The following is a 26,562-nucleotide window of genomic DNA, read 5'->3' as shown; positions in this document are numbered from 1 at the left end:
AATTAATAGTTTATTTAAAAATATTTTTTAATAGTTGATATTTTTCGATAAAATAGCATAAAATTATATAGAAAATATAAATATATGTTTAGGAGGAGGTAGAATTATGGGTGATAAAATTACTAAAATTGATATCATTACTTCTCAGGGTAAATTTGAAGAACTTAAAAACGCTTTAGGTGAAATTGGGATAGCAGGTATGACTGTTACAAATGTTCTTGGCTGCGGAATGCAAAAAGGACATAAGGAATACTATCGTGGACTTACTATGGACATCAATGTCCTGCCTAAGGTAAAGGTAGAAATAATAGTTTGCGAGGTACCTGTAGAACTTGTAGTTGAAACTGCAAAGAAGGTTCTTCATACTGGAGAAATGGGCGATGGAAAAATATTTGTTTATGATGTCCAAAACGTTATACGTATAAGTACTGGAGATGAAGGCAAAGCTGCCCTTAAATATACCAAAAAATAGTTAAATAGGTAATATTGTAACTACTTTGTAACCTTTTGTTGTAGATTTGTACATATTGATGTATTTTATTGTGATAAAATACAGTTAATATGTACAAGCATAAGGGGGACAAAGGTATATTATGAGAAGGAACAGAAATAAAAAAGGAAGAATAGCAGGATTTATTGTTATTGTTATCGCTGTACTATTTTTATCATCTTTTGGTGGATTTGAGCTGGCGGCGAAAAATAATAATTCGCATGCTAAAAAATTGGCTGTAACCAATGAAAATACATCTAAGGATAAGGCAAAAGCCAAACAAAGTGATGATTCAACAAAAAAAGATGCTAAGTTGCCGCCTAATGCTAAAGTAGCTTATTTGACATTTGATGATGGACCAAGTGCAAATGTAACTCCAAAAGTATTAGAGATATTAAAGGAAAATGATATTAGAGCAACTTTCTTTATAATAGGAAGCAGTGCAAAGCAGAATCCAGGACTTTTGAAACAAGAGAAAGAAGCAGGAGATTCTATTGGAAACCACACTTATTGTCATGATTATAGATATTTATATTCAAGTACAGATAATTTCTTGAATGATTTAAAGAAAAATGAAGATGTGATACATTCAATAATAGGAGACCATGATAAAACTCTTGTAAGATTTCCAGGAGGATCTTTTGGACATACATCGTTTCAGAGGGCTGCAGAGGCAGCTGGATATCATTATATAGACTGGAATGTTTTAAATGGAGATGCTGAAGTTCAGCACTCATCGGTAGATAGATTGGTAAGCAGGTTTAGGCAGACTTTCCTTGGACAGAAAAAAATTGTTATACTTATGCATGATGCAGCAACCAAGGAAACTACAGCTGAGGCACTCCCTCAAATTATTAAGATTTTGAAGGATGATGGATATCAGTTTAGACCTATTACAAGTGATAGCTATAATGTTTTGAAACCATAAAAAATACCTCATGTTAAAATTAACATGAGGTATTTTTTTGTAACTTTTTTGTAACCTTTTGTTGTAGTATTGTACATATTTATACATTTCAATATGTTAAAATTAAAGTGCAAATTGTACAAGCATGAGGGGGAACAGGAATATATTATGAGTAAAAAAAGAAGTAAAAACGGAAGAGTAGTAGGCTTTATAGTTATTATTATTGCTGCGTTATTTTTATCATCTTTTGGTGGATTTGAATTTGCAGAAAAACAAAGCAATTCCAGGGCTGAAAAAATAGCTGCAGCCAGTAACGATGCAGCTAAAGACAAGGCTAAGAAAGAAGCAAAAGAAGCAGAAGAAAAATTACCGCCTAATGCCAAAGTTGCTTATTTGACATTTGATGACGGGCCAAGTGCAAATGTAACTCCAAGGATATTAAATACATTAAAGCAGAATAATATTAAAGCCACGTTTTTTATACTTGGAAGTATGGCACAACAAAATCCAGGACTTTTAAAGCAGGAAAAAGCAGCAGGACATACTATTGGAAATCATACTTACAGTCATGAATACAAGTATTTATATTCAAGTACAGATAATTTCATAAATGATTTAAAGAAAAATGAAACTATTATAAGTTCAATTATAGGAGACCATGACAAAACACTTATAAGATTTCCTGGTGGTTCTTTTAAATTGACTTCTTTTCAGAGAGCGGCTACTGCAGCAGGATATCATTATATAGACTGGAATGCTGAAACTGGAGATGCAGAACGTCAGCATGCGTCAGTAGATTTTCTTCTTACTACATTGAGAAAAGAAATTGCAGGGCAGAAGAAGGTTGTTATACTTATGCATGATGCAGCAACCAAAAGTACAACTGCGGATGCACTGCCTCAGGTTATTGCTATATTAAAAAGTCAGGGATATCAATTCAGACCTATAACAAGTGACAGCTATAATGTTATAAAAAGATAGACTGTAATTTATAAGAAATTAAATTCGATATTGTAATCATTTAACATATGTAATATTATAAACTTGTAAAGATAATGATATACAAACTCAAATGGGGAGGTTTATGTATGAAAATTTCTGTTATAGAACCACTTGGACTTTCTGAAGATGAACTTAGAGATATTGCAAAACCTATTACAGATAGAGGTCATGAAATTGTAATATACAATGATAAAGTTACAGATACTGAAAGCTTGAAAAAAAGGGTAAAGGATTCAGAGGTTATTGTACTTGCAAATATGCCGCTTAAGGCAGAAGTAATATCTTCAGATGAAAAACTTAAAATGATGTCTATAGCTTTTACGGGTGTAGATCATGTTGAGCTTTCGGCATGCAGGGGAAAAAATATAACTGTTTCAAATGCAGCGGGTTACAGTACAGAATCCGTTACAGAATTAACATTTGGCTTCATTTTTTCACTTCTTAGAAATATAGTTTCTCTTGACAAAGTGACAAGAGAAGGTAAAACAAAGGATGGATACAGTCAAAATGATTTAAGTGGTAAAACTTTTGGCGTTATCGGCACTGGTACTATAGGCAGTCAGGTTTGCAAAATAGCAAAAGCTTTTGGCTGCAATGTAATTGCATATAATAGAAGTGAAAAAGAAGACCTCAAAAAAATAGGTGTTGAATATGTCAGTCTGGATGAATTGCTTTCAAAGAGCGATGTGGTATCAATACATCTGCCAAACAATAAATATACTAAAGGCTTGATAAGCAAGGAAAAAATATCACTTATGAAACCTTCAGCACTGCTTATAAATGCAGCAAGGGGACCTATTATTGACAACAATGCATTAGCTGAAGCACTAAATGAAGGAAAAATAGGTGGAGCAGGTATAGATGTATTTGATGGTGAACCACCGCTTGATACTAACTATCCACTTTTGAAGACTAAAAACACAGTAGTTACCCCACATGTAGGATTTGCTACTAAAGAAGCAATGGTTAGAAGGGCACATATAACCTTTGATAACATAATAAAATGGCTGGATGGAGAACCACAAAATCTAGTAAAATTTTGAATATATTGAACAAAAAGCCTTGCATAAATGCAGGGCTTTAATTAATATTATATACATAATAAATTGTAAATTTTCAACTGAAAAGGTGGTGTTTAATTGAGCATAAAATTTATATACGGCAGAGCGGGAAGCGGAAAAACCCATTATTGTCTGAAAAGTATAAAAAATATAATCCGAAATGATACAAACAGGCCTTTGATAATGCTTGTACCTGAGCAATTTTCATTTCAATCTGAAAAAAATTTGCTTGATACAGTAGGTGACAGGGGGCTTTTAAAGGCAAGTGTTTTAAGTTTTAAAAGGATGGCGGATAAGGTTTCAGATGAAGTAGGTGGAGCAACAAATAAGTATATTAATGATTCAGGAAAGAGCATTCTTCTTTATAAGATAATAGAAGAAAATAAAGATAAACTCAAGGTATTCAAAAAAATTTCGGGTAAACAGGGAATCCTTTCAAATATAAGTGATACTATAAGAGAGTTTAAAAAATATGACATAACCATAGACATTTTAAAAGATAGCATGGACAGAATAGAAAACACAAGCTTGAAAAATAAACTTCAGGACATAATAATAATTTTTTCGGAATTTCAAAACAGGCTTGCAGAAACTTATATGGATGAAGAAGATACACTAAGTGTGCTGGCTGAAAAATTGGATAAATCCAAAATGTTTGATAATGCAGAGGTGTGGGTGGACGAATTTTCAAGTTTTACTCCACAGGAATATAGAATTCTGGAAAAGATTATGAATAAAGCATATAAAATTAATTTTACACTGTGTATGGATCTTACAGATCTTTTTTATCAAACTAAAATTACCGAGCAAAAGCTTTTGGAGATAGCTTCACGCAGCAACATATCCTATGAAAAACCAATTGTTTTAAACAGCAGTCCATGTTATAAATTTAGAAACAAAAAAGATTTTTCACACATGGAACACTATTTATCTTCATATCCTTATAAAGTATACAAAGATAGAACTGAGAATATAAAAATTTTCAAGGCGCTTAACAAGTATACAGAAGTAGAAAATACGGCGGCAGATATAATAAGAATATGCAGGGACAAGGGTTTTAGATTTAGGGATATTGCAGTTGTGAGTGGATCTCTTGATGAATATGAAAATGTGGTGAAGGCAGTGTTTGGAGAGTACAATATACCATATTTCATGGACAAAAAAAGAGAAATTTATAACAATCCTATTGTAGTTTTAATAATATCGGCTGTAGAAATACTTGTTAAAAACTGGTCTTACGAAGCTGTATTCAGATATTTGAAAACAGGTCTTCTGGATTTCGAAAATGAAGATATAGACATACTTGAAAACTACGTGCTTGAAAATGGAATAAAAGGTTCAAAGTGGCTGACCGGTGAACCCTGGAAGTTTAAAACAAGTTACAGCATAAATGAAAATAGGGATGAAGCTTTTGAAAATGAGCTCATAGATAGAATAAATTCCATAAGAGACAGGGTAAGGGAGCCTATTTTAAAATTATCAAAGGCTATAAAAGGAAAGAAAAATGGAAAGGATAAGTGCAGGGGGCTTTACGACTTTTTATGTGAAATTAAATTGCCTGAAAAGGTTGAAGAGATCATCCAAAAATTTAAAGATGAGTCCAGACTGGACAGGGCAAATGAATACAGCAGGATATGGGACATTATTATAGATATTCTGGATCAAATAGTGGATACTATAGGCGATGATACATTTGGCTTGAATACCTTCAGTCAGGTTTTGACTTCAGGCTTCAGGGAATATGAAATAGGAGTGATACCACCGTCGCTTGACCAGGTTCTGGTGGGAAAAGTTACAAGGCTTAAGAGCCATAATGTTAAAGCACTTTATATAATAGGTGTTAATGATGGAATTTTTCCGGCAGCTATATTGTCTCAGGGAATACTTACAGATGGAGACAGGGATGAGCTTAAGGAAAGAGGCGTGGAGCTTGCAGAAAATAGCAGGGTAAGGGCTTTTGAGGAGCAATTTCTTACATATACCACGCTTACTATAATGAACAGCTACTTGAGGCTTAGCTATAAAATGGCAGATGATGATGGCAAGACTAAAAGGCCTTCTATAATAATATCCAGGATAAAGAAGCTTTTTCCGAAAGTTATAGAAGAAAGTGATGTAATTGACAGGTCACTGATTTCAAAAAATGAGGAAATGGAGCAGGTAAGTGTGCCTGGTGCTACCTTTAACAAGCTTATCGAAAACATGAATTATAATTCAAATGAAAATGATATAAATCCTCTGTGGATGGATGTGTATGGATGGTACAGAAAAAATGAAGACTGGAACAAGAGGTTGAATACAGTATTAAAAGGATTTTATTATACAAATGAAACAGAAATTTTAGATACAACCAAGGTTAGAAATCTCTACGGAAAGCATATGAATATGAGTGTATCAAAGCTTGAAAAGTTTGTTCAGTGCCCTTTTGCATATTTTGTGCAATATGGGCTAAGGGCGAGGGAGAGAAAAATTTATAATTTAACAGCACCTGATCTTGGAAGCTTCATGCATAGCATACTCGAAGTATTTTCAACAAAATTAAGAGAGAGCAATCTTACGTGGAGGGATATCGACAGGGATTGGTGCAGGAAAAATGTATCTGATATAATTAAAAACACTTTACAGGATAGGCCTAATTCTGTATTGAACAGTTCGAAGAGATATCTGCATATTGCGTCCAGGGTGAATAGAGTTTTAACAAGGGCAGTATGGCTTATAACAGAACATATGAAAAGAAGCGAGTTTGATCCGGCAGGATATGAACTTTCCTTTGGAAAATCCGGAGATTTTCCACCAATTTCAGTAAAACTTCATTCAGGCGAGGAAATCAGCCTATCTGGAAGGGTAGACAGGATAGATATAATGCAGAAAGACGAGTCTACTTATTTGAGAGTAATAGATTATAAATCAGGTGTAAAGCAATTTGACATATCCGACGTATATTATGGAATTCAAATACAACTTCTGGTTTATCTGGATGTAATACTTCAGGAACTTGAAAAAAGGATGAATAAACAGGCTATTCCTGGTGGAATTCTGTACTTTAAATTGGACGATCCCATAATAGATGGAAAAGAAAATATAACTTACGATGAAATAGAGAAGAGGATAAACAAGAGCCTAAAAATGAATGGACTGCTTTTAAACAATGTTGATATAATAAGAGATATGGACAGTGAGATTGAAGGCTCCTCCGACATAATACCTGCGGCTGTAAAAAAGGATGGAGAGCTATCGAAAAATTCTTCAGTTGCTACAATGGAGCAGTTTAATATGCTTAGAAAATATGTCAGGGTTACTATGGCTGAACTTTGTGAAAAAATACTTGAGGGAAATATAGATATTTCTCCATATAAACAAGAAAATAAAAAAGGCTGTGATTTTTGCATTTATTCATCTATATGTGAATTTGATACTTCAGTTAATGGCAATGGTTACAACTTACTTAAAAAGAAAAGTGCAGATGATATATGGAAAGAAATAGAAGAGGTGACTAAGAAGAGGTGACAGGCACCAGTAAATAAATGGAAATTACTAAAAGGGGAGATTATTATGAGTCAATGGGAGATGATATTAAGGCTGATACTTTCTGGAGTACTTGGAGCTCTTATCGGTTTTGAAAGAAGGAGCCATTTTAAGGAGGCGGGACTTAGAACTCACTTCGTTGTGGCATTAGGCAGTGCGCTAATTATGCTGGTATCTAAATATGGCTTCGAGGATTTAGTTGGAAGCCAGTCCGTTTCACTTGATCCAAGCAGAGTCGCTGCCCAGGTGGTAAGTGGAATTGGTTTTCTTGGAGCAGGTACTATAATTGTGGAACATCAGTCTGTAAAGGGACTTACCACGGCAGCTGGATTGTGGGCTACTGCAGGTATTGGTATAGCAATTGGAGCAGGCATGTATATACCAGGTGTAAGTGCAACAATACTTATACTTATAGGGCTTGAGATATTCAATAAAATGGAAAAGGCCACCTTATATTCAACCGGGAAAATAAGCTTGGAAATAGAAGGAATCAATCCTGCACTGGACGTACTTAAGGCTTCCAAGGTTAAAGTGTCCAATATTCAGGTTAACAGACATCTTAAATTTAATGCTTCAGAAGCAAAACTTGTATTCAGAATTTATACTAGAAATCAAGACGAAATAAATAAAATTATGACAAGTCTTCTAAAAATAGAATATGTAAAAACTGTAGATATAGAATAAAAGCTTGTAGAATTTAATTAAAATGGAGGTAAGATATGAGAATATTATTGACTAATGACGATGGAATAAATGCTGAAGGAATTCAGGTACTGGCAAGACACCTTGAAAAAGATAACGAGGTTATAATTGCCGCACCTAGTGAACAGAGGAGTGCCAGCAGTCATTCAATAACAGTGAGAACAGGTATTTTTGTAAAAGAAGAAAAAATTGATGGAATAAAGTCAAGAGCATACAGCATAGGAGGTACACCGGCGGATTGTGTGAGACTAGCGGTGGATAGATTGGTAGGTGGAAAAGTCGATTTGGTAATGTCAGGAATAAATCAGGGATATAATGTTGGTATTGATGTAGTTTATTCAGGTACGGTATCTGCAGCTATTGAAGCGGCAATCTGTAAAATTCCATCTATTGCAGTATCTCTTGGTGTAGTAGATGAGGAATGTGATTATAATATACCGGCAGATTTTGCAGAAAAAATTTTAAATACTGCCAGAGACAAATATTTAAAAGATGATGTGGTACTGAACCTTAATGTGCCAAACTTGAAAAGAGAAGAACTTAAAGGAATTAAAGTATGTAAAACCGGTTTTAAAATGTATGATGATACCTATATGGAAAAACATGATGACGATAACAAGATTAGATATTATCAGCAGGGTAAATTAACAGGATATGATGTGGAAGAGACAGATTTATATTATATAAAGAGGGGATACGTGACTTTGACACCTCTCCACTACGATTTAACAAATTATCAAATATTAAATGAAGTAAAAAAGATATTTTAGGTGACTGTCACCTAAAATATCTTTTCTGTGTTATTGAATGCTTTATTGCATTGGTTTTCTACAATCGTCCATTGGCAAATTGTCAGTACAGCCTGGCATATGGTATATTTTTTTCATGCCTTCACCATTTTGTAATCCGTTAAGTGCTTCTCCGAAACGTTGAAAATGTACAACCTCTCTCTGACGTAAAAATCTCAGTACATCCATAATGTCTGGATCATCTGTAAGATTAATTAAATGTTCGTAAGTTGCCCTAGCTTTTTCTTCTGCAGCCAGGTCTTCATATAAATCTGTTATATGGTCTCCGGTGACTCCTATATAAGTTGCAGACCAGGGTACTCCATTTGCATCTTGCAGGAAAGGTGAATGACCATGCTGGGCATATTGTCCGCCCAAGCCTGCAGCTTCTAGTTCTTTTGGAGAAGCGTCTTTTAATAATTGATAAACCATAGCACATATTATCTCTACATGTGCAAGTTCTTCTGTCCCTATATCTGTAAGCAAGCCTTTGGTCTTGCCGGTAGGCATGGTATAACGCTGGGTTAAATATCTCATGGCGGCACTTAGTTCACCATCAGGCCCACCGAACTGTGTTACGAGATATTTTGCCATTTTTATATCTTTTTTTCTTAAATTAACGGGGTATTCTAACTGTTTTTCGTAGTTCCACATAAAATATATATCCTCCTATTCTCCAGATTCCCATGGCCAAGGTTCATTTATAAAACTCCATGGATAATCACTTGCACTGGTGCCAAAATTAGTTAGTATGCCATATCTCTTTTCATATTCTTTTTTTAATAATATTAATTGATTTGTATAATCATTATAAGCACATAAAGCTTTTTGATTATCAGGAAAATTGTCTAAATATAGATTTAAATCTACAGTAGCAAATTTCAGTTTTCTTATATCATCTAATAATTTTTTCTTGTTTTTCATAGTGTAATTTCCTCCTCAACAATTTTAATTCCTGTTTTTCATATATGGTTTAACCAGATTTGGAAATATAGTTCCGCTTTTTAAAGCTTTGTCCAAAGGCAAAAGTCCTACAAAGGGCTGAGGAAGAATATATGCTCTTGCTAACTGTAGATTCATTCTTGGAAGCATAGCTGGAGAAGGCATATAACCTGGATTTACATAGGGGACAAATTTTGTATACAATATTTTCACCTCTTAAAGTTACTTACAATGTCAATATATTCATAAAGCTTTGATATGTGACTGTAACCCAAAAATAGGGGTTTAATAAGTTGAAATTTAATGGTATAATATATAATGTATTATTTAAGTAGATATTATTGTAGTTAAATTTATGTAAACTCCAGGTGGTATTATATAATTTGTATACCCTCCAATTATATATTTCTATAGATTCGGGAGTTTACATGAATCTTTCTTATATATCTTATATATTATATGATTCATATGGTTAGGATGCTTCAAAACAATGTTTGGGGCATTTTTTATTTTTAAAATTTTTAAAATGAGAATAAATAAATATTCATCTGCAAATAATAGTTTCTGGAGGTGTTTTTATGTCAATTACTTTAAGCAATAAAGAAAAAATGTTACTTGAGGATCAAAAAACTCATGAACAGATGTGTGTGGAAAAATACACTAATTATTCAAATCAGGCAAAAGATCCACAATTAAAACAGCTTTTTGATAAAAATGCTAATTCTGAACAGCAGCACTTGAACAGCATTAATTCTATTTTAAGCGGCCAGGTACCACAGATGAATGCAGGTGGTTCTGCAGGAAGCATGAGCAGTAATGCTGCAGCAGCTCCAGCTGCAAATAGTACAAATGCACAATCCGGCATGAGCAATGTTTGTGATTCAGAATTATGCAAAGATATGCTTATGACAGAAAAATATATATCTGGAGCTTATGATACTACAATATTTGAGTTTAGGGATTCAAATGCCAGAGATGTGTTAAATCACATACAGAAGGAAGAACAGCAGCATGGAGAATCCATATACAATTATATGTCAAGCAAGGGCATGTATTGATGACAATTAAAATGGATTGATAAAAGCAGGCAATTTCGAAATAGAAATTGCCTGCTTATTTAGGTTTACTGAAGATTTATGCCCATTGACATAAATAGCCTGATTTGAGCTATTTCACTGCTGGTTAGATTGTCAAGCTGATAAGATTTTGAATTTCCGGTTTTGCACCACACGGCAAAATGTTCACAATTGTTTTGAAGAAGGTTATAATTTTTTTCTCCAAGTCTTGATCTTGCCATTTTTACAGTTTTATATGAACTGAATTTAGCTGCATTTCCAAGATCTAAAACAAAAAATTTGTTTTTATTGAAATAAGGATAGATACTTGTCTCCTGTATTTGTGTGTTCGATACCTTCCAGTTGCTGCTGCAATAATGTATTACTCTGTTATTTCCGACATATATACCGTAGTGATCATATTTATAACCCATGTATTCATCGGATATTCCTATTATGTCACCATATTTTGGCTGCCTTTTTACTTTTTTAGGAGCAGGAAGGTTTTCATTTTTAACTTTAAATTTTACAATTTTGTCTTTATCCATTTTGTAATCTTTTAAATGAATCCCTGTTGAAACTGTAACAGAATACAAACTATTTTCATTAAAACCTTCTATTGGAGGGTTTATAATTATACTTTTTTTATCCAAAGCTGGAAAAGCATATACTTTAATTGGTTGTCCATTTTGATTTTTTACGGATACACTTTTAATTGAGTTGTTGTCCCATATTATTTTTTTATTTATTGGTATCTTGATTTCATTATATTTGTAAATAACACTGAAATTATTTTTAGCTGAGTAAATTCTGTAACTTGAATATACAAGTATAATACTTAAAACTAACACGAAAATTTTAATAAATTTATGTTTTTTCATAAAAACGCCTCAATACATATTTGATATACAGTCCTATATATAAATTTTATCAGAAAAATTAGATAAAATATATATTTGTAATGAAATTTTTGTAAAAATTGTGTATAGTTAATACAGGGGGATTAATGTATGATAATTTTAAATACGATAATAGGAATATTTTTAATTATAGCGGCTGTAATTATACTTCTAATTATAGTACCGGTAAAATATAATGCGGAAATTTTTTTAAAAGATGAAAATATAAACTATGATTTTAAAATTATGATGCTATTTCACTGTATTTTAATACAAGTACATGGGATAAATGAAGATATAAATTTTACAATAAAGATATTATTCTTAAAAATAAAATTAAAGCTTAATCACAAAAATAACAACTCACGCAAAAGTAAAATGAATAAAAAAAGTCATGGAAAAGAATTAAAAAATTATAAAAACTACTTTATGAAGATTTTAAACAAGTTAAAACCTGAATATTTGAAAATAGAAGGAATATATGGCTTTTGTGATCCGTGCATAACGGGTATGCTTACAGGATTTATATACATGATAAAGGGCATTTTTAAAAAAGCTGTAATTGTTTTGCAGCCGGATTTTTTAAATGAGGTTTTAAACATAAAGTTACACATTAAAGGGAAAATAAGAATTTCATCACTAATTTTAACGATTTTTGGTATTTTAAAACATACAATAAAAAATAGAGAGAAAAAATCATTTAAATTGAAGACAAAATTAAAGACAAACGAAAATTAAATTATTATGGAGGTATATTATGGATATTAAACAAAATGCAGAAGTGCTTTTTTCAAAACTGGAAAACTTTTTTAAAACTGAAACTGTTGTAGGTAAACCAATAAAAATAGATGATATCATTCTTGTACCATTTATAACTATAACATTTGGCTGTGGAACAGGAGGAGGGGAAGGAACTGATTCTGGGAAAAACCAGGAAGGAACAGGTGGAGGACTTGGAGCAGGTGCGCGAATAACTCCAGATGCTGTACTTGTTATAAAAGGTGATATGACTCAGATGATTCCAATAAAAAATAAAGGAAATCTTGACAGACTTATGGAATTGGTGCCGGGATTAATCGAAAAATTGGATAAAATGAGAAAAGAGAAAAAAGAGAAACTTTAATTGCCCTCGGAGGAAAGTCCGCTTTTTTTAAATTCTTTGTTGAATTTACCAGAGATATTTTTAAATATCTTTTTCCAGGACAGCCCTATTATTAAAAATAATATTAAGTATAAGCAGAGTATAAAAATGTCTTTTAAAAATATACCCCATAAAATTCCACCTACAGTTTCTCTCATTCCAGAAACTGCATAAGTAAAAGGAAGCAGGGGATTTATTACCTGGAAGAATTTTGGGGTTACCTGTATAGGGAAAGTTCCACCTGAGGCAGAAATTTGAAGCACTAAAAGTATCATGGCAAGGGCTTTGCCTACATTTCCAAGCACAGACACAAGCGAGTAAATTATCATCATGAATACGGTACTTATAAATATTGAGAATAAGACAAAAGCTGCAGGATTAACTATATAAACTTTAAGCATGAATATATCACCCAGTGTAACCACTAAAGCCTGGCATACAGCTATAGTTAAAAGAGTTAAGTATCTGCCAAGAAACATCTGATGAAGCTTTGGCTGGATTAAATTCTTGCCGGCCATTTTCTTAAAAGGAATGACTTCTGTAGAAAGTATTGAAACCAGTATAAGACCTCCAACCCATAAGGACAATGCTGTAAAAAACGGACTCATGGCAGAACCGTAATTTGGTATGGGATATATTCTGTTCATCTTTATATCCACCGGATTTGCTATAAATTCACTTTCCTTTTCGGCATCAAGCGTCAAAATTCTTATAAGCTCGTCAAGCTGACTGCTGCTATCCAGATTTTTTAATTTACTTGCTATATCATGTATTTTGTTTTCCACACCGGGAAGTACCTGTTTTATGTTTTTTATAACATCTATGGTTATTTTAGTGTCGTTAAAAGCATTTTTTAGTATATTATTTGCATCAGGTATGCTGCTTTTGGCATTTGCGAGTAAAGCAAGTGCATTGTTCAAAGCAGCAATGGATTCTTTCATTATGCCAGCTACGGCAGGTGCTATTGAACCGTCATAATCATTTACCAGTGAGTTCAGAAAACTTGTTATGGATTCACCGTTTTCCTTCAACTTGTTTAAAATGTCAATGGATGAAGTTCTGCCGCTGTCTATAGCAGTTATTATGGTGTCTATGTACTTTACCTGGTTCTGAATTAAGGATACCAGAGTATTCAGTTTGTTTGAAAAATTTAATATTGTTTTGTTGTCTGATTTGTTGAAGGAATCCATAAATTGTATTATGTTTCCAAGCCTAACTGCAGAAGTTGCATATCTATCCTTTAGTTTTACAAGGAGGGAACGTGCCTCTTCAGGATTTTTGTCTATCAAGTCCATTATATTGTCTGCGAAGCCTTGGGAACCCTGTGAAATATCCCTTAAAGATACAAGCTCCGATTTTATAAATGGAGAGACATCCGTCATTGCATCTCTTGCCCTGACCAGAAAGTTTTCGCCGCTGCTTACAACGTTTTGTGTCCTGTCTATAGTATCTTCAATTAAAGGCATCTGTCCCTGCACTTTTGATATGAAACCGCTTAAACTTTCAGCCTGGTTGTATACATCATCTACAGTTTTATTTATCTGTGGTATCCTGCTGTCCAGGTCCATTATTATATCCGTAAATTGCTTTAGAAATGGCTTCTCCTTTGAAAGCTCGACTCCAAGTTTGTTAAATACGCTGAATATAACATCATCTACAGTTTTTACAAAAGCATTGGTTATCTCCTGCTGTATCCTGGTTACCCCACTTTCAGTTATCTTTGGTGCTACTGCATTTAACTTTTCATTTACGGAGTATATGAGCTCTGCCTTTTTAGGATTTGGATTTACAAGGGATGTAATTTTCTGTGAAAAATTTTGTGGTATTACTATACTGGCATAATATTTTCCGTATCTTACCCCGTAATCTGCTTCTTCGTAACTCACAAATTTCCATCCTATATTTTTATTTTTGTGGAGTTTCTGTACAAGTTCATTTCCTATATTTATTTTCTCACCATTTATACTTGCACCTGAATCTTCATTTACAACTGCAACCAGTATACCACTGGTATTTCCGTAAGGATTCCATAATGCTTTTATATTAAACCAGGCATAGAGTGCGGGAAGAATTATAAGTGCAATTATAACTATAAGTGCAGCCCAGTTGGTGACTATGTTTATTATATCTCTTTTATATATGCGAAAAATATTACTCATACAGCTAAATTTCATCCCTTTAAACTTATTTTGACTTTGCAATATTATTGATTTTATAATAAACTTAGTTTGCCAAAATTTAAGTAAAATAATACAAGATTTAGGCAACTAATATTTAAAATATATTAAAAAGGGAGTGTGTATATGGAAAATTTTACATTCAAAAATCCTACAAAAATTATTTTTGGAAGAGGTACTGAAACTTCTATTGGTACTGAGATTAAAGGGTATGCGGACAAGGTTTTATTTTGCTATGGCGGCGGAAGTATAAAAAAATCAGGCCTATATGAAAAGGTTGTAAAAGCTTTAAAGGAAAATAATATTGAATTTGTAGAACTTTCCGGTATAAAACCAAATCCAAGGCTTTCACTTGTAAGGGAAGGCATAAAATTGTGCCGTGAAAATAATATAAAATTTATTCTTGCAGTAGGCGGCGGCAGTGTGGTTGATACTGGAAAAGCTATTTCAGTTGGCGTACCTTATGCTAAAGATGTATGGAACTTCTACATTGGAAAAAGGATAGTAAAAGAAGCACTACCCACAGCAGTTATACTGACAATTCCAGCCACAGGCAGCGAATCCAGCAATAGTTCTGTTATCACAAATGAAGACGGATGGTTAAAAAAAGGATTGAGCTCCGAGTATATAAGACCACTCTTCTCCATAATGAATCCAGAACTTACATTTACACTTCCTGCATATCAGACAGCCTGTGGTGCAGCAGATATTATGGCACATGTAATGGAAAGATACTTTACCAATGTAAAATATGTGGACTTTACAGACAGGTTGTGTGAGGCAACACTGAAGACTATTATAAATAATGTGAAAATTGTACTTGAAGAACCTGAAAATTATGATGCCAGGGCGGAAATAATGTGGGCAGGAACTATAGCACACAATGACCTTTTGAGTACAGGAAGAATAGGGGACTGGGCTTCACATAAAATTGAGCATGAATTGAGTGCAATCTATGACATTGCACATGGAGCAGGTCTTGCAATTATAATTCCTGCATGGATGAAATATGTATACAAACATGACATAAATAGATTTGTACAGTTTGCAGTGAGAGTGTGGAATGTAGAACTTTCATTCAACTCGTATGAAGAAATTGCCCTTGAGGGAATCAGGAGGCTTACTGAATTTTTCAAGGAAATAGGACTTCCTACTACTTTAAAAGAAGGAAATATCGGATATGACAGATTCGAGGAAATGGCTGACAAATGTACAACAAGTGATACCAGAGCTGTAGGTCAGTTTGTGAAAATTAAAAAACAGGATGTTTTAAACATATTGGAGCTTGCTAAATAGTACGCATAGCTTTATATAAAAAGGTGCATGGAGAATTTTTTATTTCTCTGTGCATCTTTTTTTAAAAAAATTTTTCCTATCATCATACAGTCCCCGTATATATTATGTGAAAGGAGATGATAAAATGGCTGCTAAATCAAATAAATTGCAGACATCAGTAACAATAAAATATAAGGATGGTGTAAATGAAAGCGGAAAGGATGTAATAAAGTTACAGAAGTTTTCCAAAGTCAAAGTTACCGCATCCGATGACAGCATTTATAATACTGCAAAGGAAATTGAAAAGCTTCTTGGAAAATCTCTTGTAGAGCTTATAAAGACAGATGAAAATGATATAACCAATGCATAAAAATTTATTGAAGTGAACTGAAAATTAAATAAAAAGGGGGATTTTGTATGAGTAAATCACTTGTTATGAATTTTTTAAATGAGGCAGGACAGAAAAATTCAATTAAAATTTTGAATGTAAAAGATGGCATAACCGATGCCGAAGCTAAAGCTGCCATGGAGGCCATAATTACGAATAATATATTTCAAACTAAAGGTGGAGATTTAAAGAGCATAGATTCTGCACATATTTTAGATGATGAAATAACAGAGCTTACCGTTAAATAAACAAAAGGCAGGATGCTCACGGTATCCTGCCTTTTATACATTCTTTTGAAAAGTTTAACAAAAAACCGTTACTAAATTGTAGTTTTTCGTGTCTTATATATTGTAAAAGTAATTAAATGTAATAAAATATATAATAATACTTTTATAATAAATATATCTAAATAAATTCAAATACAAAGCAAGTCGATTTAAATCTTTTTATTCTACAACCACATATTAAAATCAAATATCATAATTTACTGAACTTGATTATATAAAAACGGGGAGGCTGCAAATAAATGGTTTTCAATGACTTTATAGGAGATATTCTAAATTATAAAGAGGAAGGCATGGAAAATATCAGGATTTACTTTGAAGATACAGCCAGAGCAATCTACAGGAAATATTTGCTTGAAAGGTATGGACATTTATATGAAGAACACCTGGTAAACAACTGTATGGAAAAGATTATGATGTCAATTCAAAAATTTAAAGGTGAAAGCTTTGAGGAATTTAAGTGTTACAGCATAAAAATTATAAAATCCACTATTTTAAATTATATGAGAGATGAGATCAAAACAACAAAGCTTGAATTTGTAAGTTATGAAAATGAAGAAACCATGGAATATCTAATAAACAAATGCAGCAATAATTTGAGTACAGAAAATATCGTAATCAATAAAATAATGTATGAAAACTTTATAAAAGAGATGAATTTTTCTAAAAGAGAAATGAATGTAATAAATAAAATCAGAATTTATGGAAGTTTAAAAAATTATAAAAAATTGAATAAATGTAATTATAATGCCATGAAGCAGACATTATACAGGATCAGATTAAAAGTTAGAAAAAAACTGAATGACGGATATGATGAATTATTTTTATAAATTGAGGGGGATTAATTGTATGGTTGATAAAATTGAACTTGAGAGCCTTGTTAAAAAATCACAAGAAGGGGATAAAGAAGCACTTGAATTGGTTTGCAGAAATTTTAAATGGTTTATAATAAAAAACTGCAATAAAATTTATATAAAGAACTATGAAATGAATGATTTGATTCAGATAGCAAATATAGGGCTTATAAAAGCCGTAAAAATGTATAAAATAACAGAAAGGCATGTATTTGCAGCCTATGCAGCAAAATCTATAATAAATGAACTCAACGGTATACTGAGAACTAATTTGAAGAATCCATTCAGTTTTAGTTTGTATAATTCGAATATAAAAGGGGAAGAGTTTATAGATACTTTGGTTTCAGATGTAGATATAGAGGAAGAATATATTCAGAGAGAAAGTTACAGAGATGTAATAGAATCTATGGACAAGCTATCTCAAAAAGAAAAGGATATCATAGTGAGTTATTATTTTATGGGAATTACACTTAAGGATTATGTGAAGAAAAATAAGATGACATATAGAAATGCAGTATACAGAAAAAGAAATGCACTGGATAAATTGAGAAAAAAGCTTAAAAAATGAGATGAATTTTATATTTAAATAACAATCTATGATATAATTATATGAAGACATATTCACATATTTGGAAATATTATTACATTGTAGTATAATTATATAAAAGTATATTCACATATTTGGAAATATTGTTGTATTGTAGTATAATAAGATTAGTTTTATGTTAATATATTGTTTACTTAATATTATTATATTTTAATATTATTTAATATTATTGAATTAATTTAATTGGAGGGTTGACTATGCAAAAAAGGAATAAGAAGATTTTGTCAGTTTGCAGCTTAGCTTCACTTGTAATTTCAAGTTCAGTAGTTTCTACTGGAGTAAAAGCAGCAAGCTCACAACCAAGCAGTACAAGAATTTCAGGAGCTGACAGATATGAAACAGCTGTTCAGGTTTCAAAAACAGGATGGACAAGTTCTGACTATGTAGTAATTGCAAATGGACAGGGATATGCAGATGCACTGTGTGCAGATCCATTAGCAAAAGCTAAAAATGCACCAGTACTTTTAACTCAAAGTGATTCTTTAAGTTCAAGTACAATAGCTGAAATAAAAAGATTAAATGCTAAACATGTCATAATAGTAGGTGGAACTGGAGTAGTTAAATCAAATATTGAAGATACTATAAAGTCCCAGACAGGTGCAGACATTACAAGATATGGTGGAACAGACAGATATGAAACTTCCACTAAGATTGCAGCAGCAATTGGAACTACAAGCAAGGTAGTTCTTGCAAGTGGACAGGGATTTGCAGATGCATTATCCGCAGCACCAGCAGCATCAATCGAAGGAGTTCCTATAATATTAACTCAGGCTAACTCTCTTCCACAGACATCAGCTAATTACATAAAGGCTAATTCTGGAATAACTAAGACTTATGTAATAGGTGGAACTGCATCAGTAAGTGATTCAGTTTTATCACAGGTTCCAGGCGGTCAGAGATTTGGCGGATCAGATAGATTTGCTACAAATAAGGCTGTAATAGAAGGACTTTCAAGCGACTTCAATTTTAACAACGTTTATGTTGCTCTTGGAGTAGGACCTAATGGAAATGAATTTGCAGATGCACTTACAGGTGCAGCTTTAGCAGGAAAGAATAAAAATGCTTTAGTAATAACTTCAAATCCTTTAAGTTCTTATACTACACAATTATTGTCAGATAAGCTTACTACAAGCAGTACAATAACTGTACTTGGTGGAACAGCTAATATATCTGATTCAATATTATCACAGCTTAAAAGTGCAGTAACTAATACTGGTTCAACTTCCGGCGGCGGTGGAAGCAGCACAGGTGAGACTAAAAATATTACTAGCCAAGCTCTAAGTTCTAATTTTTATACAACTTTAGGTAAAAATAAGCAATACTATACAGTTGCTTCAGGAGCTAATAATGATAGTATAGATGTAACTTTGAAGAATACTTCTGCTAATGATAAAGTAGACACATTAGAAGGAATATTTGCAAATGCAAAAACTAGATATGGTTATGTAGATACTACTGGCAAATTGACTTATGTAGATACTCCTAATGCAGAAGGTATCTCATTAAAAAATGATGTAGGTAGAGTAAATGCAAGAATCGATATGTTAGATAATAATTTTAAAATGAATGGAGTAACAGGAGGCCTAAAGGCAATATTAGGCAGCTTAGGTTCTAAATATTTTACACCTGAAGGATATTTAGATTATACAGCTATAGAAAAGGAAATAGAAGCTAATCCAAATGATGCAATAGGAAGTTATAGTGCTTTTTACAATGATTTAAATGGACAAAAAGATAGTTACTTTAATAATAATAAAACTTTAGCTACTTCAACACCTACTTTAACTTGTACTATTGGTGATTATTCTGAAAATGTTAGTGGCTTAAGTTTTACAAATGCTTCTAATAGTACTACTACATTATATTCAAAAAACAATACTGTTGAAGTTAATGTAAATGCTTTGGTTGAAAATTTATTCCCAGCACCTACTACTGCTGCTGATACCCCTACTGATTCTATAAGCGCAGTAGGAACTTACAAAGTTACATTTGATAATAGAGATTATATTGTTGTTAATGTTAAATAAGGCACTTACAGCAAATTAATATTTCCCAAAATAAAATATTTTCTTAGAACTCAGGCTAATCCCCTGAGTTCTATTAATAAAAGTGCAATTTAGTTAATAATTGAAAATTGAAGTAATATTTTTCAGACACATTAAAAGGAGGAAGAAACTTATGATAAGAAGAAATAAAATATTTTCAAAACTTGTGCTTGGAATTTTCCTTGCTGCATCTTTAAGCGTATCAGTACCTCAGAGCGTTTTTGCAGCATCTTCAAGACTTGGGGGAACAGACAGGTATGATACATCCACAAAAGTATCACAAAATGGTTGGACAACTTCTGACTATGTAGTCCTTGCAAGCGGACAGGGCTATGCAGATGCTCTCTGTGCGGCACCGGTTGCAAAGAAATTCAATGCACCTATACTTCTCACACCAAGTGGTACTTTAAGTGGACAAATTAAGAGTGAAATAGCAAGACTTAAGGCAACTCACGTTATAATAATAGGAGGAAATGCTTCCGTTTCAGATGCCATAGAAAAACAATTAAGTGGAATGTCACTTGATGTGCAGCGTTTTGGCGGCAAAGACAGATATGAAACTTCAGCAATTGTTGCATCAAAATTATTAGCATCAGCTAAAGAGATAGTAGTAGCTTCAGGACAAGGATATGCGGATGCTTTATCTATAGCACCTGTAGCCGCAATTAAAGGTATGCCAATACTTTTGACTTCTAAAGATGCAGTTCCGGATTCTGTTAAATCTTATATAGCTTCGAATAAGGCAAATATAGGTAAAACTTATGTTATAGGTGGAACTGGCGCCATATCTGATAATGTTTCAAGCAGTTTACCTATTTCATTTAGAATTAATGGTAAAGATAGATTTGATACTAACGTAAGTATAATGGCTTATTTTGCTTCAAATTTGAAATTTGACAACTTATACATAGTTAGAGGCGTTGGACCAAAAGGCAATGAATTTGCAGATGCACTTTCAGCTGCTGCATTAGCTGCAAAGAATTCATCTGCAGTTATGCTTACTTATGGAGATATAAGCAAGGCTGACAGTGATTTTGTAAAGATCAACATAAAAAGCTCTTCAAATATAGTAGCCGTAGGTGGAACTGCAGCTGTACCTGATAGTGTAATGAGTACTATACAACAGGATGTAAGCTCTGGGTCAGACTCAAGCTCAAGCAGTAGTGCAGATGCTGATTTGATTTCAGCTGCAAACTCACTTAAAACTATAAAAGGACTAAATAGTGCACAGCAGTCAATAGTTGATTCTGTAGTGTCTGTTATTGACAAACATTCATCAGATGCAAACTATGATTACAGCAGTGATTCTCAGGTTGCATCAGTAAAAACTCAGTACAGTGCACTTTCAAGTGACGATAAAACAAGCTTCAAAACAGCTATAATGAATTCTGGAATGAGCTACAGTGCAGCTATGACTCTTAAAAATAAGTTTGGACTATAAGATAAAAAATGCCTATGGCCTTTTGGCTTCAGGCATTTTTTATGATTGTTTTATCTTGATGTACACATTTTGATAAATTTTTGATTTATAATATATGTATATATAGCTTAATAAGGAAGTGATTATTTAATTTATGATAAGGAGAAAAAAGATATTTTCAAAAATAATACTTGGAATTTTTCTTGCATCATCTCTAAACTTTGTACAATCACAAAAAGTATTTGCAGATGATACTAGTACAAGGCTGGGTGGATCAGACAGATATGAAACTTCAATTAAGGTATCACAAAATGGATGGACGACTTCTGACTATGTAATATTGGCCAGCGGGACAGGATATGCGGATGCTCTCTGTGCAGCACCTGTTGCAAAGAAGCATGATGCACCAATACTTTTGACAGATGGCGAGACCTTAAGCCAGGACGTGAAAGATGAAATAGTAAGGTTAAAAGCAAGATATGTAATAGAGATGGGTGGAACAGCTTCAATTTCTAACTCTGTAGAAGATGAATTGAAATCAATGAATCTCGAAGTAGAGCGGCTGGGAGGCCAGGACAGGTATGAAACTTCTGTAGCTGCAGCTAAAGAGGTTGGGATTCCACATAAAATAATTATAACCTCAGGACTTGGCTATGCAGATGCACTTTCTATAGCACCAATAGCTGCAAATTCTTCTATGCCTATACTTCTGACGTCATCAGATGCAGAACTTCCACAGTCGGTTAAATCGTATATAGATGATAATAAGGCGTATATAAGTGAATCATATGTTATAGGTGGAACCGGTGTCATACCGGACAGTGCCATTAAAGACCTGCCAACTTTACTTAGAATTAGCGGCAGTGACAGGTACAAAACCAATGTAAATGTAATGAGCTATTTTAAATCCAGCATGGCTTTCAATGATTTATATATAGTAAGAGGCGATGGGCCTAATGGCAATGAATTTGCAGATGCTCTTTCAGTATCAAGTTTGGCAGCAAAGAATTTTTCACCTGTAGTTCTTACCTGTGACAGTCTTAATCCCAAAACTGAAAATTTTATAAGAACCAATATAAAAAATACTACAAAAGTTGTAGCTGTAGGTGGACAGGCATCTGTATCGGATGATTTACTGAATTATATAAAGAATGTGGTAAGTGAAAGCTCTGATAGTGCACTTAAAACTGAAGTTGAAGAATTGACTTCAATTTCACAGCAGTTTAAGATTATGGCAAGTTCCACAAAAAGTGAGGATGAAAGACAACTTATGCTAAAAATCGCAAGTTCCATTGATGATGTTTTGAATTCAAAGAGTGTTGATTCTAATTTTGATTCTGATTTTAATGAAGCTGAAGATATGTACAATAAACTTACGGATTCAGATAAAAATGATTTTAGCAATAAAATTTCTACTGAACCAGGATTATTTGACAAAATATCCGATTTGAGTGATAAATTTGGATTATCATCTATAGGCTCATAGAATTTACATATTTAATTATATTTTAAAAAATGTTATAATTTAATCATATTTATGACAATAGGAGATATATTATGGAAAAACACGGAACAAATATCAGGAAAATAGTAGTATCAGTTATTGCTTTAATTATACTGGCAGTCGTCATTTTTTTTGTAATGCTTTTTGATAATTCATCCTACAGTGCAAAGAGCTATGAATTCTCTGCTGATGTATTGAATAAAGTTATAAGTGCACAGAAGGGTGGAGGTACTGTAGAAATTAATGCTGATGAATTAAATGAGGCACTGTCACCTGCTTTCAAAAAAAATAAAACTGTAGGTAGTATCACTGTAAAAGGCATGAATGCTGATATTACTGACAACGCCTTGAAGTTTTATGCACCGATTACTTATAAGGGATTTAATTTCCTTATGACAACTGAAGGAAAAGTTTACTTAAAAGATAAGAATATTGTATATGAACCAGATTATTTCGAACTTGGAAAAATAAAAATTCCAGAATCATATGTTTTAAAAAAGCTGAATGGAAAATTTAACGGTATGCTTAAAACGCAGGATAATACTTTGAGCATAGATGCAAATCGTGTCCCGGTGAGTATGAAATCCATAGAAATTAAAGATAGTAAACTTGTTATAAATATAGAAACAGGTCAAGGAAGTTTAAACAATCTTGGAAGCATTAGTGCAGGAGACAAACAGAAGGTTATATCTAACATAAAATCTGCTATAAACAACCATGATGAAACTTCAATATCACATATGCAAGCTGAGTATAACAAACTATCACCAGAACAAAAAGCAGAAGTTCAATCTGCTATAAGTTCAAGCCTGGATGAAAATACAAAAAATGAATTAATGAAAAAACTTCATTAGAACTTTGACTACTATAATTTAGTTGATAAAATGGCTAGTTAAAATAGGGGGGATTATTTTGACTGAAATGCAGGATGTAGGTGTTTTAAATTGATAAAGGAAAATCAAAAACACCTTAACAAGTTGCTTGTAGGCATAGATGTTGTAGTTATCTTTTTAGCTATAAACGCAGCTTGTTATATAAGATTTAATTATATTAATAATGGATTGATTGATGACGTATATTCTTTTAATTATTATATTTTACCGCTTATACTAATGATACCTATATATATTGTTATATTTAATATGATGGATTTATATTCAACACACAGGCTAAAAAGTATTTTAAGTGAAGTTAGCGATATAGTTAAATGCAATATTTGTGGGATAGTTATATTTGTAGTAATGTTATATTTTTTAAAAAGGATCAATTATTCTAGATTTCTTATAGTTATATTTTTTTTATTGGCAACCTCATTTATGTGTATTGAGAGAGTATGCTTAAGATCAATTTTAAGAAGTATAAGAAGAAAAGGGTATAATGTAAAACATATATTGTTTATAGGAATAAATAATATGACTTGTAAATTGATAAAACAAATACAACAAAATAAACATTGGGGTTATGACATTAAGGGGATATTATATGATAAAGAATTGGAAAAATCTTTTGAAGAAATAGCATCAGATTCAACAACTAAAGTTGGTATAGAGTATAAAAATTGTATTATAGATAATATGGATATACTTGAAAAGTATCTTCTAAGCCCAGATATAGATGAAGTTTTTATAACATTGCCTTTTAGTCACTATGATAAAATTAATAAGATAATTCATATCTGTGAAAAGGCTGGAGTTCCATCTAATGTAATACCGGATTTTTTAAATATGGTGTCTTCAAAGCCGTACATAGAGGAAATAGGTAATATTCCAATGATAGGAATGAGATACGTTCCACTTGATAATCTCTTCAATAGAATGATAAAAAGGACTTTTGATATTATACTATCCAGTATTGCTATACTAATTACATCACCAATAATGCTTTTAACTGTATTAATTATAAAAGTTACTTCTCCTGGTCATGTTATATTTAAACAGGAGAGAGTTGGATTAAACAAAAAGGTATTTACCATGTATAAATTTAGATCAATGCATGTTCAAAAAGCTTCCGAAGAAAAAGTTGAATGGACAACTGAAAATGATCCTAGAAAAACAAAATTTGGTTCTTTTATTAGAAAGACAAGTATTGATGAGCTGCCGCAGTTTTTTAATGTGCTAAAAGGTGATATGAGCATGATAGGGCCAAGACCTGAAAGACCATACTTTGTAGACAAGTTTAAGGATGAGGTTCCTAAATATATGGTGAAACATCAAGTAAGACCTGGAATTACAGGTTGGGCACAGGTAAATGGATGGAGAGGTGATACATCTATAGATAAAAGAATTCAATGTGATATATATTATATTGAAAATTGGAGCTTTATTCTAGATTTAAAAATAGTATTTTTAACTTTCTTTAAGGGCTTTATAAATAAAAATGCATATTAAAGTTTAGGCAGGTGATTTGTTTTATGCTATGTGCACTTGTAATGGCAGGAGGAAAAGGTGAAAGATTCTGGCCTCTTTCCACAGATGAAAAGCCAAAGCAGTTTTTAAATCTTCTAGGCAATGATACAATGATTCAGATGACTATAGGAAGGCTTACTCCACTTATTCCAATAGAAAGAGTATTTGTGGTAACAGCTAAAAGGTATGTTGATTTAGTGAAAGGTCAGCTGCCGGATTTACCTGAAAGAAATATAATAGTAGAACCGATTGGAAGAAATACAGCACCCTGCATAGCACTTTCAGCTTTTACTATAAAAAAGTATTATGAAGATGCAGCAATTGTAGTACTTCCATCAGATCACCTTATAGTTGACGAAGACAAGTTTAGACAAACTGTTAAATCAGGTTATGAATTTGTAGAAGATAACAGTGATTCAATAGTTACACTTGGGATGAAACCGGATAGACCTGAGACAGGTTACGGATATATCAAATATATAAAAAATATACAGCAATACACAAATGAAGCTGCATTTACTGGTTATTTTAATACATATAAAGTGGAAAGATTTGTGGAAAAGCCTGATGAGAAGCAGGCAAAGGATTACCTTGAGAAAGGGAATTTCCTTTGGAACTGTGGAATGTTTATATGGAACTGTGATACCATACTTAAACTTACAGAAAAGTATTTAAACAATACATATAAGATTTTAAACGGCATTTTTAATACAGAAACATCTGATTTCAATAAAGTACTTGAAGAAAGTTATCAACATGTTGATAACATTTCAGTTGACTATGGAATAATGGAAAAGGCAGATAATATTTATGTCATACCGGCGGATTTTGGATGGGATGATATAGGTACTTGGTATGCAGTTGAAAGGTACAGGGAAAAGGATATTAACAACAATGTATGTGTAGGTGATACTAAGAATTTAAATGGCAGCAACAACATTGTTTTTTCCAAGGACAAGCCAATTGTAGTTGTAGGACTTAATGACGTTTTTGTAGTTGAAAGTGATGATATTATTTTTGTTGGTAAGAAGAAGGATATTGATAGGATTAAGGAAATAAAAAAAAATGTAACTAAATAAATATTATAAAGT

At 32.5% G+C, this 26,562-nt stretch carries 26 protein-coding genes; 21 read left to right on the top strand and 5 right to left on the bottom strand.

Annotated elements, in window-relative coordinates:
* Positions 1-106: 106 nt before the first annotated feature.
* The 7 genes from J2Z42_RS04435 to surE all read left to right on the top strand — a co-directional run bounded on the left by J2Z42_RS04435 (position 107) and on the right by surE (position 8,457).
* Complete coding sequence (locus J2Z42_RS04435) at positions 107-472, top strand: P-II family nitrogen regulator (RefSeq protein WP_209701213.1); 366 nt, start codon at positions 107-109, stop codon at positions 470-472.
* Between the two features lie 121 nt (positions 473-593).
* Positions 594-1,418: a polysaccharide deacetylase family protein gene (locus J2Z42_RS04430; protein ID WP_209701211.1), complete on the top strand. Its 825-nt coding sequence runs from the start codon at positions 594-596 to the stop codon at positions 1,416-1,418.
* Positions 1,419-1,565: 147 nt separating this feature from the next.
* Entirely contained in the window at positions 1,566-2,378 is an 813-nt protein-coding gene (locus J2Z42_RS04425; protein ID WP_209701208.1) for a polysaccharide deacetylase family protein, read from the top strand.
* A 107-nt stretch (positions 2,379-2,485) separates the two neighbouring features.
* On the top strand, positions 2,486-3,442 hold the full coding sequence (locus J2Z42_RS04420; RefSeq protein ID WP_209701206.1) for a 2-hydroxyacid dehydrogenase: 957 nt from the start codon (positions 2,486-2,488) through the stop codon (positions 3,440-3,442).
* 96 nt (positions 3,443-3,538) lie between these two features.
* Positions 3,539-6,967, top strand: coding sequence for a helicase-exonuclease AddAB subunit AddB (addB, locus tag J2Z42_RS04415; protein ID WP_209701205.1), 3,429 nt, complete (start codon positions 3,539-3,541; stop codon positions 6,965-6,967).
* A gap of 45 nt (positions 6,968-7,012) precedes the next feature.
* Positions 7,013-7,669 (top strand): MgtC/SapB family protein, encoded by a 657-nt coding sequence (locus tag J2Z42_RS04410; protein WP_209701203.1) that lies wholly within the window; start codon positions 7,013-7,015, stop codon positions 7,667-7,669.
* Positions 7,670-7,704: 35 nt separating this feature from the next.
* Positions 7,705-8,457 carry a 5'/3'-nucleotidase SurE gene (gene surE / locus J2Z42_RS04405; RefSeq protein WP_209701201.1) on the top strand — a complete coding sequence of 251 codons (753 nt, stop codon included), beginning with the start codon at positions 7,705-7,707 and terminating at the stop codon, positions 8,455-8,457.
* A 42-nt stretch (positions 8,458-8,499) separates the two neighbouring features.
* Here surE and J2Z42_RS04400 read toward each other — a convergent pair whose 3' ends face one another.
* Genes J2Z42_RS04400 through J2Z42_RS04390 form a run of 3 tightly spaced genes read right to left on the bottom strand, consistent with a single transcriptional unit; the run spans position 8,500 to position 9,630 of the window.
* On the bottom strand, positions 8,500-9,129 hold the full coding sequence (locus tag J2Z42_RS04400) for a manganese catalase family protein (RefSeq protein WP_209701199.1): 630 nt from the start codon (positions 9,127-9,129) through the stop codon (positions 8,500-8,502).
* 15 nt (positions 9,130-9,144) lie between these two features.
* Complete coding sequence (locus tag J2Z42_RS04395) at positions 9,145-9,399, bottom strand: spore coat protein CotJB (protein ID WP_209701197.1); 255 nt, start codon at positions 9,397-9,399, stop codon at positions 9,145-9,147.
* Positions 9,400-9,423: 24 nt separating this feature from the next.
* Positions 9,424-9,630: a spore coat associated protein CotJA gene (locus J2Z42_RS04390; RefSeq protein ID WP_439897311.1), complete on the bottom strand. Its 207-nt coding sequence runs from the start codon at positions 9,628-9,630 to the stop codon at positions 9,424-9,426.
* Between the two features lie 365 nt (positions 9,631-9,995).
* Here J2Z42_RS04390 and J2Z42_RS04385 point away from each other — a divergent pair, with 365 nt between their 5' ends.
* Positions 9,996-10,475: a spore coat protein gene (locus J2Z42_RS04385; protein ID WP_209701195.1), complete on the top strand. Its 480-nt coding sequence runs from the start codon at positions 9,996-9,998 to the stop codon at positions 10,473-10,475.
* A gap of 65 nt (positions 10,476-10,540) precedes the next feature.
* Here the strand turns inward: J2Z42_RS04385 and J2Z42_RS04380 are convergent, their stop codons facing one another.
* Entirely contained in the window at positions 10,541-11,353 is an 813-nt protein-coding gene (locus J2Z42_RS04380) for a lecithin retinol acyltransferase family protein (protein ID WP_209701193.1), read from the bottom strand.
* Between the two features lie 129 nt (positions 11,354-11,482).
* Between J2Z42_RS04380 and J2Z42_RS04375 the strand changes: the two genes are divergently transcribed.
* Positions 11,483-12,109, top strand: a complete 627-nt coding sequence (locus J2Z42_RS04375; RefSeq protein ID WP_209701191.1) for a DUF2953 domain-containing protein — start codon at positions 11,483-11,485, stop codon at positions 12,107-12,109.
* Positions 12,110-12,128: 19 nt separating this feature from the next.
* A complete protein-coding gene (locus J2Z42_RS04370) occupies positions 12,129-12,494 on the top strand; it encodes a GerW family sporulation protein (protein WP_209701189.1) in 366 nt (121 codons plus the stop codon).
* Here the strand turns inward: J2Z42_RS04370 and J2Z42_RS04365 are convergent.
* Positions 12,491-14,671: a YhgE/Pip domain-containing protein gene (locus tag J2Z42_RS04365; RefSeq protein WP_209701187.1), complete on the bottom strand. Its 2,181-nt coding sequence runs from the start codon at positions 14,669-14,671 to the stop codon at positions 12,491-12,493. The genes J2Z42_RS04370 and J2Z42_RS04365 overlap by 4 nt on opposite strands.
* A gap of 144 nt (positions 14,672-14,815) precedes the next feature.
* Here J2Z42_RS04365 and J2Z42_RS04360 point away from each other — a divergent pair, with 144 nt between their 5' ends.
* The 11 genes from J2Z42_RS04360 to J2Z42_RS04310 all read left to right on the top strand — a co-directional run bounded on the left by J2Z42_RS04360 (position 14,816) and on the right by J2Z42_RS04310 (position 26,550).
* A complete protein-coding gene (locus J2Z42_RS04360) occupies positions 14,816-15,985 on the top strand; it encodes an iron-containing alcohol dehydrogenase (RefSeq protein WP_209701185.1) in 1,170 nt (389 codons plus the stop codon).
* Positions 15,986-16,109: 124 nt separating this feature from the next.
* Positions 16,110-16,334, top strand: coding sequence for a DUF1659 domain-containing protein (locus J2Z42_RS04355; protein ID WP_209701183.1), 225 nt, complete (start codon positions 16,110-16,112; stop codon positions 16,332-16,334).
* Between the two features lie 47 nt (positions 16,335-16,381).
* A complete protein-coding gene (locus J2Z42_RS04350) occupies positions 16,382-16,600 on the top strand; it encodes a DUF2922 domain-containing protein (RefSeq protein WP_209701181.1) in 219 nt (72 codons plus the stop codon).
* A 278-nt stretch (positions 16,601-16,878) separates the two neighbouring features.
* The gene (locus J2Z42_RS04345) at positions 16,879-17,466 is read left to right on the top strand and encodes a hypothetical protein (protein WP_209701179.1); all 588 of its coding nucleotides are present in this window, start codon (positions 16,879-16,881) and stop codon (positions 17,464-17,466) included.
* A gap of 19 nt (positions 17,467-17,485) precedes the next feature.
* Positions 17,486-18,058: a sigma-70 family RNA polymerase sigma factor gene (locus tag J2Z42_RS04340; RefSeq protein ID WP_209701177.1), complete on the top strand. Its 573-nt coding sequence runs from the start codon at positions 17,486-17,488 to the stop codon at positions 18,056-18,058.
* 236 nt (positions 18,059-18,294) lie between these two features.
* The gene (locus J2Z42_RS04335) at positions 18,295-20,124 is read left to right on the top strand and encodes a cell wall-binding repeat-containing protein (RefSeq protein ID WP_209701176.1); all 1,830 of its coding nucleotides are present in this window, start codon (positions 18,295-18,297) and stop codon (positions 20,122-20,124) included.
* A gap of 151 nt (positions 20,125-20,275) precedes the next feature.
* Positions 20,276-21,583: a cell wall-binding repeat-containing protein gene (locus tag J2Z42_RS04330; RefSeq protein ID WP_209701173.1), complete on the top strand. Its 1,308-nt coding sequence runs from the start codon at positions 20,276-20,278 to the stop codon at positions 21,581-21,583.
* 133 nt (positions 21,584-21,716) lie between these two features.
* Positions 21,717-23,048, top strand: a complete 1,332-nt coding sequence (locus J2Z42_RS04325; RefSeq protein WP_245331485.1) for a cell wall-binding repeat-containing protein — start codon at positions 21,717-21,719, stop codon at positions 23,046-23,048.
* 71 nt (positions 23,049-23,119) lie between these two features.
* Positions 23,120-23,920: a hypothetical protein gene (locus tag J2Z42_RS04320; RefSeq protein WP_209701171.1), complete on the top strand. Its 801-nt coding sequence runs from the start codon at positions 23,120-23,122 to the stop codon at positions 23,918-23,920.
* Positions 23,921-24,010: 90 nt separating this feature from the next.
* Positions 24,011-25,453 carry an undecaprenyl-phosphate glucose phosphotransferase gene (locus tag J2Z42_RS04315; protein WP_209701169.1) on the top strand — a complete coding sequence of 481 codons (1,443 nt, stop codon included), beginning with the start codon at positions 24,011-24,013 and terminating at the stop codon, positions 25,451-25,453.
* 23 nt (positions 25,454-25,476) lie between these two features.
* The gene (locus J2Z42_RS04310; RefSeq protein WP_209701167.1) at positions 25,477-26,550 is read left to right on the top strand and encodes a mannose-1-phosphate guanylyltransferase; all 1,074 of its coding nucleotides are present in this window, start codon (positions 25,477-25,479) and stop codon (positions 26,548-26,550) included.
* The last annotated feature ends 12 nt before the right edge of the window (positions 26,551-26,562 follow it).

The sequence above is a fragment of the Clostridium algifaecis genome (genome assembly GCF_017874415.1).
In the GTDB taxonomy this organism is placed as follows: domain Bacteria; phylum Bacillota; class Clostridia; order Clostridiales; family Clostridiaceae; genus Clostridium_B; species Clostridium_B algifaecis.
This window is presented reverse-complemented; position numbering and strand designations above follow the sequence as displayed.

Coding starts and splice junctions, on each gene's coding strand:
- J2Z42_RS04365 (WP_209701187.1), bottom strand. CDS start 14,671: ATGAGTAATATTTTTCGCATATATAAAAGAGATATAATAAACATAGTC.
- J2Z42_RS04395 (WP_209701197.1), bottom strand. CDS start 9,399: ATGAAAAACAAGAAAAAATTATTAGATGATATAAGAAAACTGAAATTT.
- J2Z42_RS04435 (WP_209701213.1), top strand. CDS start 107: ATGGGTGATAAAATTACTAAAATTGATATCATTACTTCTCAGGGTAAA.
- J2Z42_RS04375 (WP_209701191.1), top strand. CDS start 11,483: ATGATAATTTTAAATACGATAATAGGAATATTTTTAATTATAGCGGCT.
- J2Z42_RS04320 (WP_209701171.1), top strand. CDS start 23,120: ATGGAAAAACACGGAACAAATATCAGGAAAATAGTAGTATCAGTTATT.
- J2Z42_RS04420 (WP_209701206.1), top strand. CDS start 2,486: ATGAAAATTTCTGTTATAGAACCACTTGGACTTTCTGAAGATGAACTT.
- J2Z42_RS04350 (WP_209701181.1), top strand. CDS start 16,382: ATGAGTAAATCACTTGTTATGAATTTTTTAAATGAGGCAGGACAGAAA.
- J2Z42_RS04410 (WP_209701203.1), top strand. CDS start 7,013: ATGAGTCAATGGGAGATGATATTAAGGCTGATACTTTCTGGAGTACTT.
- J2Z42_RS04335 (WP_209701176.1), top strand. CDS start 18,295: ATGCAAAAAAGGAATAAGAAGATTTTGTCAGTTTGCAGCTTAGCTTCA.
- J2Z42_RS04370 (WP_209701189.1), top strand. CDS start 12,129: ATGGATATTAAACAAAATGCAGAAGTGCTTTTTTCAAAACTGGAAAAC.
- surE (WP_209701201.1), top strand. CDS start 7,705: ATGAGAATATTATTGACTAATGACGATGGAATAAATGCTGAAGGAATT.
- J2Z42_RS04345 (WP_209701179.1), top strand. CDS start 16,879: ATGGTTTTCAATGACTTTATAGGAGATATTCTAAATTATAAAGAGGAA.
- J2Z42_RS04325 (WP_245331485.1), top strand. CDS start 21,717: ATGATAAGGAGAAAAAAGATATTTTCAAAAATAATACTTGGAATTTTT.
- J2Z42_RS04380 (WP_209701193.1), bottom strand. CDS start 11,353: ATGAAAAAACATAAATTTATTAAAATTTTCGTGTTAGTTTTAAGTATT.
- J2Z42_RS04340 (WP_209701177.1), top strand. CDS start 17,486: ATGGTTGATAAAATTGAACTTGAGAGCCTTGTTAAAAAATCACAAGAA.
- J2Z42_RS04355 (WP_209701183.1), top strand. CDS start 16,110: ATGGCTGCTAAATCAAATAAATTGCAGACATCAGTAACAATAAAATAT.
- J2Z42_RS04425 (WP_209701208.1), top strand. CDS start 1,566: ATGAGTAAAAAAAGAAGTAAAAACGGAAGAGTAGTAGGCTTTATAGTT.
- J2Z42_RS04330 (WP_209701173.1), top strand. CDS start 20,276: ATGATAAGAAGAAATAAAATATTTTCAAAACTTGTGCTTGGAATTTTC.
- J2Z42_RS04310 (WP_209701167.1), top strand. CDS start 25,477: ATGCTATGTGCACTTGTAATGGCAGGAGGAAAAGGTGAAAGATTCTGG.
- J2Z42_RS04385 (WP_209701195.1), top strand. CDS start 9,996: ATGTCAATTACTTTAAGCAATAAAGAAAAAATGTTACTTGAGGATCAA.
- J2Z42_RS04360 (WP_209701185.1), top strand. CDS start 14,816: ATGGAAAATTTTACATTCAAAAATCCTACAAAAATTATTTTTGGAAGA.
- J2Z42_RS04430 (WP_209701211.1), top strand. CDS start 594: ATGAGAAGGAACAGAAATAAAAAAGGAAGAATAGCAGGATTTATTGTT.
- J2Z42_RS04400 (WP_209701199.1), bottom strand. CDS start 9,129: ATGTGGAACTACGAAAAACAGTTAGAATACCCCGTTAATTTAAGAAAA.